Origin of the sequence: Devosia riboflavina (genome assembly GCF_000743575.1) — a bacterium.
GTDB classification, from domain to species: Bacteria; Pseudomonadota; Alphaproteobacteria; order Rhizobiales; family Devosiaceae; genus Devosia; species Devosia riboflavina.
Window position 1 is genome coordinate 146,899 of record NZ_JQGC01000012.1, and the last position, 15,755, is coordinate 162,653.

A 15,755-nucleotide genomic window follows, 5' to 3' on the forward strand; every position below is an offset into this window, starting at 1 on the left:
GGGCATCTTGGCAATTTTCCGCCAACTTTGCCAGAGCGCCCTGCAAAAACCGCAGGCCTGACCTGCAATTTTGATTTGGCACGCAGTTTGCAAAGCCTGGGCTAGACCGGCGGAGGAGCCGGCTACAAGATCACTCACGGGAGGACATCCAATGAAAAAGACTATCGCCACCGCGTTCATCGCCACGCTCGCTCTCTCCGGCACCGCCTTTGCGCAGACCTATCCGACCAAGCCGATTACGGTCGTGGTGCCGTTCACCGCCGGCGGCCCGACCGATACGGTGGCGCGTCTCGTCGCCGAGGTGATGAGCGGAGATCTGGGCCAGCAGGTCGTGGTGCAGAATGTCGGCGGCGCCGGTGGCACGCTGGGTGCCGGCCAGGTCGCCACCGCGCCGAACGATGGCTACACCCTGCTGCTGCACCATATCGGCATGTCGACCGCGCCGACGCTCTATCGCAGCCTGCCCTATGACCCGCTGACCGACTTCGCCACCATCGGCCTCATCACCTCCGTGCCGATGACGCTGGTTGCCCGCAAGGACTTTGAGCCCACTACGCTTGAAGAGCTGTTGGCCTATATCAAGACCAATGGCGAGAACGTCACCTATGCCCATGCCGGCATCGGTTCGGCCAGCCAGCTCTGCGGCATGCTGCTGATGGAATCGACCGAGACCATCATGACCACCGTGCCCTATCAGGGCGCCGGTCCGGCCATGACCGATATCATCGGCGGCCAGATCGACATGATCTGCGACCAGACCACCAATACGACGACGCAGATCCAGGCCGGCGAAGTGAAGGCCTATGCCGTGACCTCGCCTGAGCGCCTCGCCAACCTGCCCGACGTTCCCACTGCCAAGGAATCCGGTCTCGATCTCGAAATCGGCGTCTGGCACGGGCTTTATGCACCGGCCGGCACCGATCCGGCCATCATCGAACGTCTGGAAACCTCGCTGCAAGCCGCGCTCACCAATGAGACGGTGATCGCCCGCTTCGCCGAACTCGGCACGGCCCCGGTCACGGCGGAAGAAGCGACGCCCGCAGCACTGACCGAGATGCTGACCAGCCAGATCGAACTCTGGCGCGGTGTCATCGAGGCGGCCGGCGTTTACGCCGAGTAAGGGCTCGCAACTTTTCGAGCGTGCCACCACCCCCTCCCAACCTCCCCCGTCAAGGGGGAGGTGCCGATCGAGTGTTTGGCACTATCCCGTCCAGCCCACCGGCAGACACCCTCCCCCTTGCGGGGAGGGGAGGGGTGGGGGGCGAGAGCCTCGCAGCCTTGTGCGCCCCATGCGTCCAACATCTAAAATCGAGGAGGCGGCCATGCTGGCCAAGTTTTCACTCCGGGACATCCTGGCGGGCGGCATCTTCGTCCTTGCCGGAGCCTATTTCGCGCTCGAAGCGCTGAACTATGAGGTCGGCACGCCCTTCCGCATGGGGCCCGGCTTCATGCCCCTGCTGCTCGGCACGGTGCTCGCCTTGCTTGGCATCGGCGTTGCCGCCAGCGGCTGGGAGAAACCGGACCGGGAAAAGCCGTTGCCGCCCTCCTGGCGCGGCATCGTGCTCATTGTCGGCGTGATCGTCTTTTTCGGCGCCACCATTCGCGGCCTGGGTTTCGTGCCCGTGGTCTTCATTGCCGCCTTCGCCTCGGCCATGGCCAGCCGGCTCAACTCTCCCCTCTTCGCTGGCCTCCTCGCCGTGGGGCTGACGGTTCTCTGCACGGCCATTTTCGTCATCGGCCTTGGCATGACGGTGCCGTGGTTCGGGCCCTGGCTGGGTCAATAGGAGCGTCACATGGATATCATCGGCTTTCTCGGCCTCGGCTTTTCCGTCGCCCTCGACCCCATCAACATTCTCTACTGTTTCATCGGCGTGCTGCTCGGCACCCTGGTCGGCGTGCTGCCCGGCATCGGCCCCACGGCCACCATTGCGATGCTGCTGCCGATCACCTTTTCGCTCTCACCGGCCGCGGCGCTGATCATGCTCGCGGGCATCTATTACGGCGCCCAATATGGCGGCTCGACCACGGCCATTCTCATCAACCTGCCAGGTGAAAGCTCATCGGCGGTGACGGCCATTGATGGCTATCAGATGGCGAAGAAAGGCCGTGCCGGGCATGCGCTCGCCACGGCGGCGCTGGGTTCGTTCTTTGCCGGCACGGTGGGCACGCTGCTCCTTGCCTTCTTCGCTCCGCCCCTTGCCCGAGCGGCGCTCAATTTCGGCGCGCCTGAATATTTCGCGCTGATCGTGCTCGGCCTTCTCGTCTCCATTGCCCTGGCGCATGGGTCGATCCTGAAAGCCCTCGCCATGATCGTGCTCGGCCTGCTCCTCGGCATGGTCGGCCAGGACATCTATACCGGCACGCCGCGCTTCACCTTCGGGGTGCGCGAGCTCTATTCCGGCCTCAACTTCGTTTCCGTGGCCGTGGGTATTTTCGGTGTCGCCGAAATCCTGCGGAACCTCGAAAACGAGAAGGGGCGCGAGGTCATGGTCAAGTCGGTGAGCAATCTCTGGCTCGGCAAGGAAGAGTTCAAACGCATCATCGCCCCGGTCATCCGCGGCACGGCGTTAGGCTCCGTGCTCGGCATACTGCCCGGCGGGGGTCATATCCTTGCGTCCTTCGCCTCCTATTCGGCTGAAAAGCGCCTGTCGAAAAACCCGGAAGAATTCGGCCATGGTGCCATCGAGGGCGTCGCCGGTCCGGAATCGGCCAATAACGCCGCGGCGCAAACTTCCTTCATTCCGCTCATGACCCTGGGCATTCCGGCCCACCCGGTCATGGCGCTGATGGTCGGCGCCTTCATCCTCCAGGGCATCACGCCCGGCCCCAATGTCATCAACGACCAGCCCGCGCTGTTCTGGGGCATCATCGCCTCGATGTGGATCGGCAACCTGCTTTTGGTGATGCTCAACCTGCCGCTAATCGGGCTCTGGGTGAAAATGCTCACCATCCCCTATCGCGCGCTGTTCCCCGCCATCGTGCTCTTTGCCTGCATCGGCTGCTATTCGATCAACCAGAACGTCTTCGACATCTATGCCATCGGCTTCTTCGGCATTCTCGGCTATGTGCTGATCCGCTTGGGTTGCGAACCGGCGCCGCTGCTGCTCGGCTTCGTCCTCGGGCCGCTGCTCGAAGAGCACCTGCGCCGCGCCATGATCATTTCGCGCGGCGATCCCATGATCTTCCTCGAGCGCCCGATCTCGGCAACGCTTCTCGGCCTGGCGCTGCTGGCCGTGCTGATCGCGATCCTCCCCTCGATCCGCAAGAAGCGTAAGGAAGTCTTCGTCGACGAAGACTGAGTTTCCTCAAAAACCAAGAGTTGGCGACAGATGTCGCCAACTCTGCTTTTCGGGGCGGTCAGTTGACGAGCGTCCCAGCAAAACCGTCCGAAGCGATCGCGGTGCATAGATCGCTCCACTCGCAACCGGCGCAAGCCGTGCGCGTCTGCCCCAGGCGAAACGCGGTTCGCGAGGCAATAAGCAGTTCGGGGCCAATCTCCATCGTGACTCCGGGCTCTATGGATGCCCCCAAAAGGCGGCCGACATCGTCGGCCGCCTTTCTGTCGCGCTCGATAATACTCTCGTTTCGGCAATGCGCGGTCGGATCATCCAGCAGCGGTGTGCAGATGTCGTCCGGGCCATCGACTATCCGGATAGTTTCGCCCGCCGACAATCGCCCGGCGATCGCGTCATAGTTCCGCGTGAAATCGGCGGAATAGCCCTTGCCGACATAGGTCAGCAGACAAAGCAGATGATGCGGGCGAAGCCGGATGGTCATGAGCGCTTCGCGGCCACTCGACGGGAAAGCGCATAGAGAAGCGCGGCGCCCAGTGCCGACTTGAGCAGACCGCCAACCAGGAACGGAAGCACGCCGAAGGTGAAGGCGTCCTGGGCGCCAATCATGACGGCGAGCCACGCAGCACCGAGAGCCAGACAGAGGGCATTGCCCAACAGCATGGCGAGGAAAGCGAGAACGGGCCGATTGCCATTCCAGCCGCGCTCGGCAAGCCACCCGGTCATGGCGGCGACGAGCGGAAAGGCGAAGAGATAGCCCGCCGTCGGCCCGACAAAGTGATGCGCACCCGCAGCGCCACCGGACAGCACCGGCATGCCCAAGGCCGCTTCCACCAGCCAGGTAATGACGGTCAGCGCGCCGAGGCGCCAACCATAGACGGCGCCGATCAGGGTGACGGCCAGCGTCTGCATATTGACGGGCACCGGCACCAGCGGCACCTCCACATAGGAGGCCGCGGCAAGGAAAAGCGTGCCGGCAACAACGGCGCCAGCCTGCCAGAGCAGCGACTTGTTCTGGATGCCGATCAAGGCAGAGGCGGCGGATTTATCAGTGACCATTCCATGGCTCCTTCATAATTATAGATAATTTCATTTATCTATCGCTAAAAGAATCCATAGATAGATCGACCTGGCAAGGGCGCGCGTCCTCGCAGGCAGAAATAAGTTGCGGATTATCGGGGAGAGCGCCCGCCCAGGAGCACATGCCGCTTCAGGATGGAGCCAGCGTGCTCCACCTGCCCGGCCCGCAAGGCGGTGAGAATCGCACTGTGGTCGCGGTCGGTCGGAGCTTCCCATTCGGCGCTCCATCCCGAAAAGAGGAACCGGGCACTTGCGGCCTGCAGATCGTCGATGGCCTTGAGCAGCCGCGGCATGCCGCAAGGCGCGAGCAGGGTGCGATGAAACCTGCGGTTGGCCTGCTCCCAGGCCTGAACATCGGGGGCATTGTCGCCCTCGTTGTTGATCTCTTCGGCTTCATCGAGAATGGCGCGCGTCAAATGCGGCGCCGCGTGCTGCAGCGCCAGAACCTCCAGCGCCGCCCGCATTTCGGCTACTTCACGCACTTCGGCGCGCGAGAATCCCGCCACCCGCACCCCGCGCCTCGGCACGCTCACCGCCAGCCCCTGCGCCTCGAGCCGCCTGAAAGCTTCGCGCACCGGGACGTGGCTTGCGCCGAATTCCTCGGCCACGTGATCCTGCCGCAATGGCGTACCCGGTTCGAGCGCTCCAGAAATGATCCGATCGGCCAATATCCTGGCGATCTGGTTGGCGAGGGTATCGTCTTTGGCCATGGTCCTGGGGAGATGAGCTGGGGTCGCAAGAATGAAGCGGTTTTGTCATACACCGGTCGGAAAAGGCGTGCACGCCTTGATCGGCGAAACTTGCCCCATCCTGACTTCTCCATGATAGTGCACCCATACCGTGCAAGTTGGAAAAATGCCTTCATCCCAAGCCGATAGAAGCAGCGCTGCATCTGAGGTCGAAGGCCTGGCCCTCTTTGCCGAACTCAGCGCCGTCATCATTGCCGCCAGCGTGGATGAGCCTATGGTGCTGGTGCGTCCCGACGTGCCAGTCGACACCCTGCCCGCCGGCCCCCTGCAATCGGGGCATCGCACGCTCGAAGCTGGCCTACGGGCCTGGGTCGAGCAGCAGACGAACCTCCATTTGGGCTATGTGGAGCAGCTCTATACGTTCGGCGACACCGACCGCATCGACATGCCTGGCCGCGGCGGCAGGTCGCTTTCCATTGCCTATCTCGCCCTCGTCCGCGCCTTGCGCGCCTCTGCCCGCAGCGGCGCCCGCTGGCAGAATGTCTACACCTATCTGCCCTGGGAAGACTGGCGCGATGGCCGGCCCGCCGTGCTGGAAACCATCGAAACCTATCTCAAGACTTGGGTGAAGGACTCAGGAGACGCCGGCGCCCTGCGGGAAAAGCGGGCGGCCCTGGCTTTCGGTCTCGGAACCGATAGCTGGAGCGACGAGCTGGTGCTCGATCGCTATGAACTTCTCTACGAAGCGGGCTTTGTCCGAGAGGCCCGACGCGATGGGGAAACCACTCCCCTCACAGCGATGACCGACTACCCGATGGGCCTCGACCACCGGCGCATCCTCGCAACGGCGCTGGGGCGCCTGCGCGGCAAGATCAAGTATCGACCAGTGATTTTCGAGCTCATGCCCGAGAGTTTTACGCTGCTCGATCTGCAGCGCACCGTCGAGGGCCTCTCTGGCATACGGCTGCACAAGCAGAATTTCCGTCGCCTCGTTGAAACACAGGGATTGGTCGAGGAGACCGGCGAGCTCCAGACCGAGACCGGCGGTCGGCCCGCCCGCCTGGTGCGCTTCCGCCGCGAGGTGCTGCTGGAGCGCCCCTCCCCGGGCCTCAGGCTGTCGAGCACGAAGCGCCCACCCAATTAACGCTTGACGCATCCTTATACTCAGTCCTAGCATAACCCTTACCGGCGCAGAGACGCCGGTTTCGTTTTGACCGCTAATACTCAAATTGAGTATATTCGGAGGTAGTGCGTTGCAGGTCTCGGAATCCACTTCTGGCATTATGCCATTGCCCCTCGTCTATGAGCGGGTGCAGCACCATGTGCCTGCCTTCGAATGGCCGCTGCTGGCCGTCGATGTCGAAGCGATCCTGCGTCTCAAGCGCGAGAAGAACGCCACTATCCTTGCCCACAATTACCAGGCGCCGGAAATCTTCCACACGGTCGCCGATATCGTCGGCGACAGCCTCGCTCTGGCGCGCGAGGCCGCGGCGACCGATGCCGATATCATCGTCATGGCCGGCGTGCACTTTATGGCCGAGACCTCAAAGCTGCTCAATCCGGACAAGCGCGTCTTCATTCCCGATAGCCGCGCCGGCTGCTCGCTCGCCGAATCGATCACCGCGGCAGACGTGCGCGAACTGCGCCGCCGCCACCCCGGCGTGCCTGTTATCACCTATGTGAACACCTCGGCCGCCGTGAAAGCCGAGTCCGACATCTGCTGCACTTCGGGCAATGCGCTGAAGATCGTCCGCTCGCTGGGCGTTGACCGCGTCATCATGCTGCCCGACGAATTTTTGGCCCGCAATATCGCGGCGCAAGCACCAGAAATCGAAGTGATCACCTGGGCCGGCCATTGCGAAGTGCACGAACTCTTTACCCCCGACGACATTCGGGCCGTGCGCGAAAGTTATCCCGGTGTCACGGTGATGACCCATCCCGAATGCCCGCCCGAAGTGGTTGCGGAAGCCGATTTCTCCGGCTCGACGGCGATGATGGCCGACTTCGTTGCCTATAAACGCCCCCAGCGCGTGGCGCTCGTGACCGAATGTTCCATGGGCGATAACCTGGCCCAGCAATTCCGCGACGTGGAATTCGTAAAACCGTGCAATCTCTGCCCGCATATGAAGCGCATCACCCTGGGCAATATTCGTGCGGCGCTCGAAGAGGAGCAGCACGAGGTGCATATCGATCCGCTGCTGGCCGATCGAGCACGCGCCGCCGTCGAGCGCATGCTGGCGGTCGCCTGAGGCCATCGACATGGATCAGAATCCAGTCATCGTCATTGGCGGCGGCATTGCGGGCCTCGCCACAGCCCTGCGGCTTGCGCCGCTGCCGGTTGTGCTCATCACCGCGTCCCCGCTCGGCACCAATGCGGCGACGGCCCTCGCGCAAGGAGGCATTGCTGCCGCCCTCGGAGAAGACGACACCCCGCACCTTCATGCCGAAGATGCGCTCACCGCTGCTGCCGGGCTCGGCGCCCCCTCGATAACCCGGCGTATTGCCGAAGCCGGCCCCGCCGCCATCGCCTGGCTACTGGAACAAGGCATCGGATTTGATCGCATGGGCGATGGAAAGGCTATCGCCCTCGGCCTCGAAGCCGCGCACTCGCGCCGCCGCATTGTTCATGCCGGCGGCGATCGCACCGGGCGACGCGTCATAGACGGACTGATCGGCGCCGCGCGCAACACACCATCGATCACCCTTCTCGAAGGAAAAGTGCTCGACCTAGCCATGACTGCAAATGGCCATGTCGGTGGCGTCATTTATCTGCCCGCTGGAGGGCGACAAGCAACCGACGCGATAGTGCTTCCCGGCCGCAGCGTGGTGCTGGCGACCGGCGGCGTCGGCGGCCTCTATGCGCACACAACCAATCCCGTGACCGCCATCGGCACCGGCCTCGCGCTTGCCGCTCGTGCGGGGGCGGTGCTCCGCGACCTAGAATTCGTGCAGTTCCACCCCACCGCCATCGCCATCGGCCAGGACCCGATGCCGCTGGCCACCGAAGCCCTGCGCGGCGAAGGCGCCATTCTTGTCAATGCAAGCGGCGAACGCTTCATGGAAACCGTGCCTGGCGCCGAGCTGGCGCCGCGCGATATCGTCGCCAATGCCGTCTTCCGGCAGATTGTCGCCGGAGAACAAGCCTTCCTCGATACCCGCCCCACCCTCGGCCAAACCGTTCACAATCGCTTCCCCGGCTTTTCCGCTCTCTGTGCATCGGCTGGCCTCGACCCGGAAAAACAGCCAATCCCCATCAGACCGGCCGCGCATTACCATATGGGCGGCGTCAAGGTGGATGCCTCCGGCCAAACGACCGTGCCGGGCCTTTGGGCCTGCGGCGAAGTCGCTTCCACCGGCCTCCACGGTGCCAATCGATTGGCCAGCAATTCGCTTCTTGAAGCGGCGGTTCAATCCGCATGGATTGCCGAGGACATCAAGTCCAGCACTGCACCTGACACACGACGCCTGGAGTCGACCCACAGAACACCATCCTTGGGAGAAGCCAATGCCAGCCTGCGCCGGCAGATGGATCGCGACGTCGGCGTGGTCCGCGATGCCGCAGGCCTGCAACGCGCCATAAGAAACTTCTGGTTCGCCCAGGACGAGAACGCGCCGGACGCGACGCTCGTCGCTCTCCTCATCGCCGTTTCGGCCGAGCGCCGTCACGAAAGCCGCGGCGCGCATCAGCGGGCCGACCACCCCCGAACGTCGAACACGCCCCGCCACATCGAAATAACGCTGACCGAAGCCCTCGACAGCGCCAGGGAACTGGCTGAAAGCCGGGCCGAAGCCATGGAAGCCTTTGCATGAACGATACTTTTTCGTCCCTGACCCTGCCGCGTCTCATCACCGAGCCGATCGTTCGCGCTGCCCTCCTCGAAGATTTTGGCCGCACCGGCGACATCACCAGCGATGCCGTCATCCCCGTCGAAGCCACAGCCAATTGCGCCATCGTCGCCCGTGATCCTGGCGTCGTCAGCGGCGTGGATCTTGCCGGGCTCGCCTTCACCCTCATGGACCCCTCCATCGCGATTTCCGTACATCGGCCCGATGGCAGCAGGGTCGCGCCCGGCGACACTATCCTCCATGTCTTCGGCCCCGCCCGCGCCATTCTCGGGGCCGAACGCGTCGCCCTCAATCTCCTCTGCCGCCTCTCCGGCATCGCCACCGCGACCTCCGAACTGGTCGAAGCCGTGCGCCCCCATGGCCATGCCAGGATCGCCTGCACACGCAAAACCACGCCCGGCCTCCGCGCGCTCGAAAAGGCCGCCGTGCGGGCTGGTGGCGGGGCCAATCATCGCTTTGGCCTCGACGATGCCATCCTGATAAAGGACAATCACATCGCCATAGCCGGTGGCGTGCGCACCGCCATCGAGCGCTCCCGTGCCGGGGCGGGCCATCTGGTCAAGATCGAAGTAGAAGTCGATCGGCTCGACCAGCTCGACGAAGCCCTGTCTGTCGGCGTTGATGCCGTCCTCCTCGACAATATGGACATTCCGACCCTGACCGAAGCCGTCCGCCGCATCGGCAAGAGCGCCATCAAGGAAGCCTCCGGGCGGATCACCGCCAAGACAGCCCCCGCCATCGCCGCGACGGGCGTCGATATCATTTCGGCGGGTTGGCTCACCCATAGCGCGCCCATTCTGGACCTCGGTTTGGACATAGCAGCCCCCTAATACCTATATAGGGCTGGGATAGGCGTTGATGTCCGAGTATCAACGCGTCGCGTCCAAGGGCGCAGGTTCGAAGATTAGCCGTGGAGACCACGATGTCAGTCCCGTCAGCAACCAAGCGTTTGACCATTCGCGATATCGGCCGGCTGCGCCAGCGCGCCGAACCCATCGCCATGCTGACCGCCTATGACAGCGTCATGGCGACCCTGGTCGATCAATCCGGCATTGATATCATCCTCGTCGGCGATAGCCTCGGCAATGTCGTGCTCGGGCACGAAACGACGCTGAAGGTCACGCTGGCCGATATGATCCGCCATGCCGCTGCCGTGGCGCGCAGCACCGAACACGCGCTCGTCGTCTGCGACATGCCCTTCGGCACGACCACGGATCCGGAAACGGCACTTCGCAGCGCCGTGGACATTCTCCAGCATTCGGGCGTGCAGGCGGTCAAGATCGAAGGCGGCCTCTCCATGGTGCCCGTCATCAAGCGGCTGACCGACTATGGCATTCCCGTCATGGCCCATATCGGGCTGATGCCACAGGCCGTGCACCAGTTGGGCGGCTACTACACCCACGGCAAGGCCGCTGAATCCGCCGATCGTCTCTCTCGGGAGGCCCGCGCCCTCGAAGAGGCCGGCGCCTTCGCCATCGTCCTCGAATGCATCGTTGCCGAGGTGGCGACGGCGATCACGGCCGAACTGGCGATTCCGACCATCGGCATCGGCTCTGGCCCCGGCTGCGCCGGCCAGGTGCTGGTGATCAACGACCTCATCGGTCTCAACACGCGCCCCGCTCCGAGCTTTGCCAAGCCGCGGGCGGATGCGGCCGGGCTCGTGCGAACGGCCGTGGCCGACTATGTCGCCGAGACCAAGGCCTCGGCGCTGCAAAAGCGCGCCGGCGCTGCCTGACCTAGCTGGACCACCCTTCAATGACAAAAATCCTTCGCACGATTTCCGAGCTGCGAGCCTGGCGCAATGCGCTGCCCGCCGGCGCCCGCCTTGGCCTCGTCCCCACCATGGGTGCCCTCCATGAAGGCCATATCAGCCTCATGGACCTTGCCCACACGCATTGCGACACGGTCATTGCCAGCATTTTCGTCAATCCGCTGCAATTCGGCCCCACGGAAGACCTCGCGCGCTATCCTCGACCGATCGAGAGGGATATCGCTCTCCTCGAAGCATCAGGCGTCGATGCGCTGTTCCTGCCCGAGCCCGCCGAAGTCTACCCCGCCGACAATTCCACCTATGTCATCGAAGAAGCGGTCTCCCTGCCGCTCTGTGGCGCCCTGCGTCCCGGTCATTTCCGTGGTGTCGCCACTGTGGTGCTAAAGCTGTTCAACCTGACACAGCCGCATTTCGCCTTCTTCGGGCAGAAGGATGCGCAGCAATGTGCCGTGATCGAACGCATGGTGCGGGATCTCAACGTTCCCGTCGAAATCGTCCGCGGCGCCATCGTGCGCGAGGAAGACGGCCTGGCGATGAGCTCGCGCAACGTCTATCTCGAGCCCGCCCAGCGCGCCATTGCCCCGCTACTCTACCAGAGCCTCCTCGCCGCCTCCGAGGCCTATGACGCGGGCGAACGCGGCGCCGGAAAACTCGAAGCCATCGGCCGGTCTATACTGGCCCGCGAGCCAGGCATCGCGGTGCAATATTGGGAAGTCCGTGACCGCAGCAGTCTCGCCCCGCTTGAGACCGTCGGCGCTAACGGTTGCCTCCTCGCTTTGGCTGCCTATCTCGGCAATACGCGCCTTATCGACAATTTTATCCTCGGGGCCTGAGCTTCCGGCAAGCGCGGCATTCCGCTTGGGGATGCCGCTGCCCAACGCGTCGCCCGCCAAACCTCCCTGACAGCAAACACCCCTATTTCCGCGCCGCTCACGCCATGCCCGCGCCCGATCTACAACTTCGTCTTGCAAGAGTCGTTATAACGTCATAACACTACCTCGTGCAGCGGTTTGGAGAAGCCGCTGGCATGAGGATGGGAGAACGACAATGAAAGCATGCAAGGGATGGCACCTGGCCACAATCGGCGCGCTGATGATGGCGACGAGCGTGGGGACGCAGGCAGCCGAGATTTCGTTTCTGACGCATTGGGGGCCGGATACGGTGGCGCTGCTCGACGCCGCCATCGACAAATATGAAGCCGCCAATGCCGGCGACACCATCACCGTCCGCGCCGTACCCTTTGGCGATCTGCTGACGACGCTCCGCACGTCGGGCGGGGGCGCCGGTGGCGCGACCATTGCCGGCATTTATGACGCCTGGCTGCCGGACCTCGTGCGCGACAGCCTCGTCAGCGCCGCGCCGGAAGCCGTTGCCAGCGATACCACGACCAATTGGCCCACTGGCGTCGTCAGCGCTGCCTCCGTCGGCGGTTCGCTCTATGGCATCCCCAACGAAATCGACGTCTATGCGCTCAACTACAACAAGCGCCTCTTCGAGGAAGCCGGCATTGCCGAGGCGCCCAAAACCTGGGACGAATTCCTCGCCGCTGCCGAAAAGCTGACCGATGCCTCGAAGGGCCAGCAGGGTTTTGGCCTCATCAATTCCTGGGCCGCGGGCGTGCTGCATCCCTTTGCCTCGCTGCTGGTCTCCAATGGCGGCGACCTGATCGTCGATGGCAAGCCGGTGCTCGACAGCCAGGCGGCCAAGGAGACCTTTGAGCTCTATGAAAAGCTCATCACCTCGGGCTTTTCGGACCCGGCCATGGCAACCGCCGACGCCAATACCACCGGCCCCTTCCTCGACAATTTCGTCTCGGGCAAGACCGGCATGATCATCATGGCCAATTGGTGGGAATCCGCCCTCAAGGCCGGCATGGGCGATGCCTTCACTGATATCGCCACCGCGCCCATTCCGGTCGGCCCTTCGGGCGACACGGCGCGTTCGATCTCCTATTCCTGGATGACCGTGGTCAACGCCCAGGCAGCGCCCGAAGAACAGGAAGCAGCCTGGAAATTCCTCTCCTGGCTCAATGGCCCGGATTCGGGCGAGAACGGGGCTTCGGCCATGGGCGATATCCTGATGTCCATGGGCATCCTACCCTCGCGGACTTCCGACGTTGCCGCCTTCGGCGACCGTCTTTCGAGCGATCCGTTCCTCCTCGGCTATACGCAGACCCTATCCGACGCAAAGCCCTTCCCGGTGGTTCTGGGCGGCCAGGAATTTTCCGAATCCCTGCAGCAGACGCTTGAAGCGCTGCAGTTCGGCCAGGTGACCGCTGCCGATGCCCAGGCCAATGCCCAGGCTGACGCCACGGAAATCCTGGAACGCAACGCGAAATAGTCATCCATCCCGCGGGCGGGGCCACTTACCCCGCCCGTACATCTTACCCCAAGCAGATTTTCCGGATGACAGGCCGCCAGACCCGCTCGACCATCGGCATGCTCGCGCCCGCCACGGGGCTCATTGCCATTTTCGTCCTCGTGCCCATGGTGCTGACCATCGGCCTCTCGTTCACGCAATGGTCGACGCAAACCGGCTTTGAAACCGCGAGCTTCGTAGGCCTTGCCAATTTTGCCGATCTTCTGGGGCCAACCTCCATCGGCCGCGATTTTCGCGCGGCTTTTGCCAATACCGCAATTTATACCGCGCTCTCGGTGGTCCTCATCCTGCCGCTGTCGGTGATGCTTGGCCTCTTGGTCCACCAGACCTTTGCACCCGGCGGCATCCTGCTGCGCACTGTGCTCTTTTCGAGCTACATGGTGCCGATGATCGCCGTGGCGCTCGTCTGGTCAAAGCTCTATTCGCCGACCGAGGGACCGATCAACCAGATGCTCGGCTGGGTTGGCATTCCGCCGCAAACCTGGCTCTCCTCGCCAAGAACGGCGCTGGTTTCCATCGTCCTTCTCAACGTCTGGCAGCAGGTGGGCTATTTTACCGTGCTCGCCGTGGCCGGCCTCACACAAATCCCGCGCTCGCTCTATGAGGCCGCACTGGTCGATGGCGCCTCGGCCTGGATGCAGTTCTGGCGCATAACCCTGCCCCTCCTGCGCAATACGCTGCTGTTTTCGGCCGTTATCGCCGTCATCAATGCGGTGCAGGTGTTCGAGCCGGTGGCCCTCATCACCCAGGGCGGGCCAGTCAACTCGACCAATGTGATGACCTATCACATCCGCCGCGTCGGTATCGAACGCGCCCAGGGCGGCCTCGGCTCGGCTATGGCCGTCACGCTCATGCTGTCGCTGATCGTGGTGATCGTCCTCCTGTTCACCCTACTCCGCGACCGGGGAGAGCAACGATGAGCAGCATGCGTCCCTATCGGCGCCATCCCCGGACCTGGCGGCGCGGCGCCTTGACCGTGGTCATTCTCGCCATTGCCGTGGCCGCAGCCTTCCCGCTGGTCTGGATGGTGCTGTCGAGCCTAAAAACCCCCGAAGAAAGCATGCAGGTGCCGCCCGTCTGGTGGCCCGGCTCGCCCAATCTCAACGCCTTTACGGAGGTCGCCGGCGTCGTCAACCTTGGCCGTTCCTTCGTCAATTCCGCTTTCATCGCCCTCGTGACCACTGTCGCCATCGTGGTCACGAGCCTGATGGCCGGCTATGCCTTCGCCAAGTATCGCTTCAAGGGCCGTGACTGGCTCTTTGCGGTCCTGATCGCCACCATGTTCCTGCCGCCCATCGTGACGCTGATCCCGCTATATCGGCTCACCGGCTATCTCGGGCTCAATGCGAATCTGCTCGGCGTGGTCGTGCCCAACCTCGCCAATGCCTTCGGTATTTTCCTCATGCGCCAATATATCAAGGGCGTGCCCGACGATCTCATCGACGCCGCCCGCGTGGATGGCGCCTCAGAATTCCTGATCCTCTTCAAGATCGTCGCGCCTTCGGTGCTGCCGGCCATAGCGGCGCTGACTCTCTTTGCCTTCGTCTATCACTGGAACAGCTATCTCTGGCCGCTGACCGTCTTGCAGGGCAATACCGATCAATATCCCATCGTCATCTCGCTCAGCCGGCTCCTCAGCTACAATCGCGGCGCCATGAATACCGGCCTCGTCATGGCCGGGGCGACCCTCGCCGTGCTGCCGCCAGTCATCCTCTTCGTCTTCCTCCAGCGCTTCTTCGTCGATTCCATCGTTGCCACGGGGGTGAAGGGATGAGCGTGGTTCTTGCCGTGGATCTCGGCGGCACGCGCTGCCGCATTGGCCTAGCCGATAGCGCCGACCCGGCCAACGTAACGCCTGTCGAAGACGTCGCCGCGCCGCAAGCGCGTGCCGACTTTTTGGATCTCGTTCGCGCCCTGCTCACCAGGCACAAGGCCAACGCCCTTGGCCTCGGCATACCAGGCCTCGCCCAGGGCTCGATCTGCCGCTGGGTGCCGAACCTACCTTATCTCGATGGCCTCGACCTCGCCGAAGCTCTGCCCGGCACCTCCATCGGCCTCGGCAATGACGCACAATTGAGCCTCCTTGCCGAAGTCCGTGCGGGCGCCGCGAAGGGACTGTCCGACGCCGTCCTCCTCGCCATCGGCACTGGCATAGGCTCAGCCGTACTCGCCTCCAGCACGATCATTGCCGGCCATGCCGGCGGCGCCTGTTCCTTCGGCTGGGCCACCGCCGATCTCGCCGATCCGGGCGAAGACGTCAGCGGCTGGCTCGAACGCCAATCTGCCGGCCGCGCGCTCGACCAATTAAGCCAGACAATCGGCTTGGCCAGGGGCCACGACCTCATCGCCGCCGCTCGCGCCGATGATCCCGCCGCGCTCGCGCTGCTGGCCCGCCCCATGGAGGCGCTGGGCACAGCCATTGGCTCGGCCGTCGCTCTGCTCGATCCGGCAGCCATCATCATCGCAGGCGGTGTGGCCAATGCCTTTGACGTCATCGAACCGCTGCTGCGCAAAGCCGTCGACCGGCGCCTGCCGCCGCACCTGCGCGGCGTTGCCCTGTTGCCGGCTCAGCACGGCGCCCGGGCTGGGCTCGTCGGCGCAGCCTATGCCGGGGCTCTCGGCCCCAACTGGAGGAGGACATAATGAGCGACGAACCTGCGGGCCTGGTGCGCCCCGACCGGCCCCGTCCGGAACCGC

At 63.8% G+C, this 15,755-nt stretch carries 16 protein-coding genes; 13 read left to right on the forward strand and 3 right to left on the reverse strand.

All coding sequences use genetic code 11. From position 1 onward, the window contains the following. Positions 1-151: 151 nt before the first annotated feature. The 3 genes from JP75_RS13935 to JP75_RS13945 all read left to right on the forward strand — a co-directional run bounded on the left by JP75_RS13935 (position 152) and on the right by JP75_RS13945 (position 3,299). Positions 152-1,120 carry a tripartite tricarboxylate transporter substrate-binding protein gene (locus tag JP75_RS13935; RefSeq protein ID WP_035083918.1) on the forward strand — a complete coding sequence of 323 codons (969 nt, stop codon included), beginning with the start codon at positions 152-154 and terminating at the stop codon, positions 1,118-1,120. 202 nt (positions 1,121-1,322) lie between these two features. Then, positions 1,323-1,784 carry a tripartite tricarboxylate transporter TctB family protein gene (locus tag JP75_RS13940; protein WP_051960707.1) on the forward strand — a complete coding sequence of 154 codons (462 nt, stop codon included), beginning with the start codon at positions 1,323-1,325 and terminating at the stop codon, positions 1,782-1,784. 9 nt (positions 1,785-1,793) lie between these two features. Next, positions 1,794-3,299, forward strand: coding sequence for a tripartite tricarboxylate transporter permease (locus JP75_RS13945; RefSeq protein WP_035083920.1), 1,506 nt, complete (start codon positions 1,794-1,796; stop codon positions 3,297-3,299). A gap of 58 nt (positions 3,300-3,357) precedes the next feature. Here JP75_RS13945 and JP75_RS13950 read toward each other — a convergent pair whose 3' ends face one another. The 3 genes from JP75_RS13950 to JP75_RS13960 all read right to left on the reverse strand — a co-directional run bounded on the left by JP75_RS13950 (position 3,358) and on the right by JP75_RS13960 (position 5,083). Continuing rightward, positions 3,358-3,777, reverse strand: a complete 420-nt coding sequence (locus tag JP75_RS13950) for a DUF1284 domain-containing protein (RefSeq protein WP_035083921.1) — start codon at positions 3,775-3,777, stop codon at positions 3,358-3,360. Beyond that, the gene (locus JP75_RS13955) at positions 3,774-4,352 is read right to left on the reverse strand and encodes a biotin transporter BioY (protein ID WP_035083923.1); all 579 of its coding nucleotides are present in this window, start codon (positions 4,350-4,352) and stop codon (positions 3,774-3,776) included. The genes JP75_RS13950 and JP75_RS13955 overlap by 4 nt, the downstream gene beginning before the upstream one ends. 113 nt (positions 4,353-4,465) lie before the next feature. Further along, on the reverse strand, positions 4,466-5,083 hold the full coding sequence (locus JP75_RS13960) for a GntR family transcriptional regulator (RefSeq protein ID WP_035083924.1): 618 nt from the start codon (positions 5,081-5,083) through the stop codon (positions 4,466-4,468). Positions 5,084-5,228: 145 nt separating this feature from the next. On the opposite strand from JP75_RS13960, the gene JP75_RS13965 reads away from it, so the two are divergent. From JP75_RS13965 to JP75_RS14010, 10 genes are all read left to right on the forward strand, one after another. Beyond that, positions 5,229-6,206 carry an NUDIX hydrolase gene (locus tag JP75_RS13965; RefSeq protein ID WP_035083925.1) on the forward strand — a complete coding sequence of 326 codons (978 nt, stop codon included), beginning with the start codon at positions 5,229-5,231 and terminating at the stop codon, positions 6,204-6,206. A 139-nt stretch (positions 6,207-6,345) separates the two neighbouring features. After that, positions 6,346-7,311 (forward strand): quinolinate synthase NadA, encoded by a 966-nt coding sequence (gene nadA / locus JP75_RS13970; RefSeq protein ID WP_051960712.1) that lies wholly within the window; start codon positions 6,346-6,348, stop codon positions 7,309-7,311. A 10-nt stretch (positions 7,312-7,321) separates the two neighbouring features. Next, positions 7,322-8,872, forward strand: coding sequence for an L-aspartate oxidase (locus JP75_RS13975; RefSeq protein WP_035083929.1), 1,551 nt, complete (start codon positions 7,322-7,324; stop codon positions 8,870-8,872). After that, positions 8,869-9,738: a carboxylating nicotinate-nucleotide diphosphorylase gene (gene nadC / locus JP75_RS13980; protein ID WP_035083931.1), complete on the forward strand. Its 870-nt coding sequence runs from the start codon at positions 8,869-8,871 to the stop codon at positions 9,736-9,738. The genes JP75_RS13975 and nadC overlap by 4 nt, the downstream gene beginning before the upstream one ends. A 92-nt stretch (positions 9,739-9,830) precedes the next feature. Continuing rightward, positions 9,831-10,643: a 3-methyl-2-oxobutanoate hydroxymethyltransferase gene (gene panB / locus JP75_RS13985; protein ID WP_035083933.1), complete on the forward strand. Its 813-nt coding sequence runs from the start codon at positions 9,831-9,833 to the stop codon at positions 10,641-10,643. Positions 10,644-10,663: 20 nt separating this feature from the next. Continuing rightward, positions 10,664-11,512 carry a pantoate--beta-alanine ligase gene (panC, locus tag JP75_RS13990; RefSeq protein ID WP_035083935.1) on the forward strand — a complete coding sequence of 283 codons (849 nt, stop codon included), beginning with the start codon at positions 10,664-10,666 and terminating at the stop codon, positions 11,510-11,512. A gap of 214 nt (positions 11,513-11,726) precedes the next feature. Beyond that, positions 11,727-13,019 carry an ABC transporter substrate-binding protein gene (locus JP75_RS13995; protein WP_035083937.1) on the forward strand — a complete coding sequence of 431 codons (1,293 nt, stop codon included), beginning with the start codon at positions 11,727-11,729 and terminating at the stop codon, positions 13,017-13,019. A 65-nt stretch (positions 13,020-13,084) separates the two neighbouring features. After that, complete coding sequence (locus JP75_RS14000) at positions 13,085-13,978, forward strand: carbohydrate ABC transporter permease (RefSeq protein ID WP_035083938.1); 894 nt, start codon at positions 13,085-13,087, stop codon at positions 13,976-13,978. A 5-nt stretch (positions 13,979-13,983) separates the two neighbouring features. Continuing rightward, positions 13,984-14,832 (forward strand): carbohydrate ABC transporter permease, encoded by an 849-nt coding sequence (locus JP75_RS14005; RefSeq protein WP_051960713.1) that lies wholly within the window; start codon positions 13,984-13,986, stop codon positions 14,830-14,832. Beyond that, complete coding sequence (locus tag JP75_RS14010; protein WP_035083940.1) at positions 14,829-15,701, forward strand: ROK family protein; 873 nt, start codon at positions 14,829-14,831, stop codon at positions 15,699-15,701. Before JP75_RS14005 ends, JP75_RS14010 begins: the two co-directional genes overlap by 4 nt. Positions 15,702-15,755: the final 54 nt, after the last annotated feature.

Coding starts and splice junctions, on each gene's coding strand:
- JP75_RS13935 (WP_035083918.1), top strand. CDS start 152: ATGAAAAAGACTATCGCCACCGCGTTCATCGCCACGCTCGCTCTCTCC.
- JP75_RS13945 (WP_035083920.1), top strand. CDS start 1,794: ATGGATATCATCGGCTTTCTCGGCCTCGGCTTTTCCGTCGCCCTCGAC.
- JP75_RS14000 (WP_035083938.1), top strand. CDS start 13,085: ATGACAGGCCGCCAGACCCGCTCGACCATCGGCATGCTCGCGCCCGCC.
- JP75_RS14005 (WP_051960713.1), top strand. CDS start 13,984: ATGCGTCCCTATCGGCGCCATCCCCGGACCTGGCGGCGCGGCGCCTTG.
- JP75_RS14010 (WP_035083940.1), top strand. CDS start 14,829: ATGAGCGTGGTTCTTGCCGTGGATCTCGGCGGCACGCGCTGCCGCATT.
- nadA (WP_051960712.1), top strand. CDS start 6,346: ATGCCATTGCCCCTCGTCTATGAGCGGGTGCAGCACCATGTGCCTGCC.
- JP75_RS13965 (WP_035083925.1), top strand. CDS start 5,229: ATGCCTTCATCCCAAGCCGATAGAAGCAGCGCTGCATCTGAGGTCGAA.
- JP75_RS13995 (WP_035083937.1), top strand. CDS start 11,727: ATGAAAGCATGCAAGGGATGGCACCTGGCCACAATCGGCGCGCTGATG.
- JP75_RS13960 (WP_035083924.1), bottom strand. CDS start 5,083: ATGGCCAAAGACGATACCCTCGCCAACCAGATCGCCAGGATATTGGCC.
- panC (WP_035083935.1), top strand. CDS start 10,664: ATGACAAAAATCCTTCGCACGATTTCCGAGCTGCGAGCCTGGCGCAAT.
- nadC (WP_035083931.1), top strand. CDS start 8,869: ATGAACGATACTTTTTCGTCCCTGACCCTGCCGCGTCTCATCACCGAG.
- JP75_RS13955 (WP_035083923.1), bottom strand. CDS start 4,352: ATGGTCACTGATAAATCCGCCGCCTCTGCCTTGATCGGCATCCAGAAC.
- JP75_RS13975 (WP_035083929.1), top strand. CDS start 7,322: ATGGATCAGAATCCAGTCATCGTCATTGGCGGCGGCATTGCGGGCCTC.
- panB (WP_035083933.1), top strand. CDS start 9,831: ATGTCAGTCCCGTCAGCAACCAAGCGTTTGACCATTCGCGATATCGGC.
- JP75_RS13950 (WP_035083921.1), bottom strand. CDS start 3,777: ATGACCATCCGGCTTCGCCCGCATCATCTGCTTTGTCTGCTGACCTAT.
- JP75_RS13940 (WP_051960707.1), top strand. CDS start 1,323: ATGCTGGCCAAGTTTTCACTCCGGGACATCCTGGCGGGCGGCATCTTC.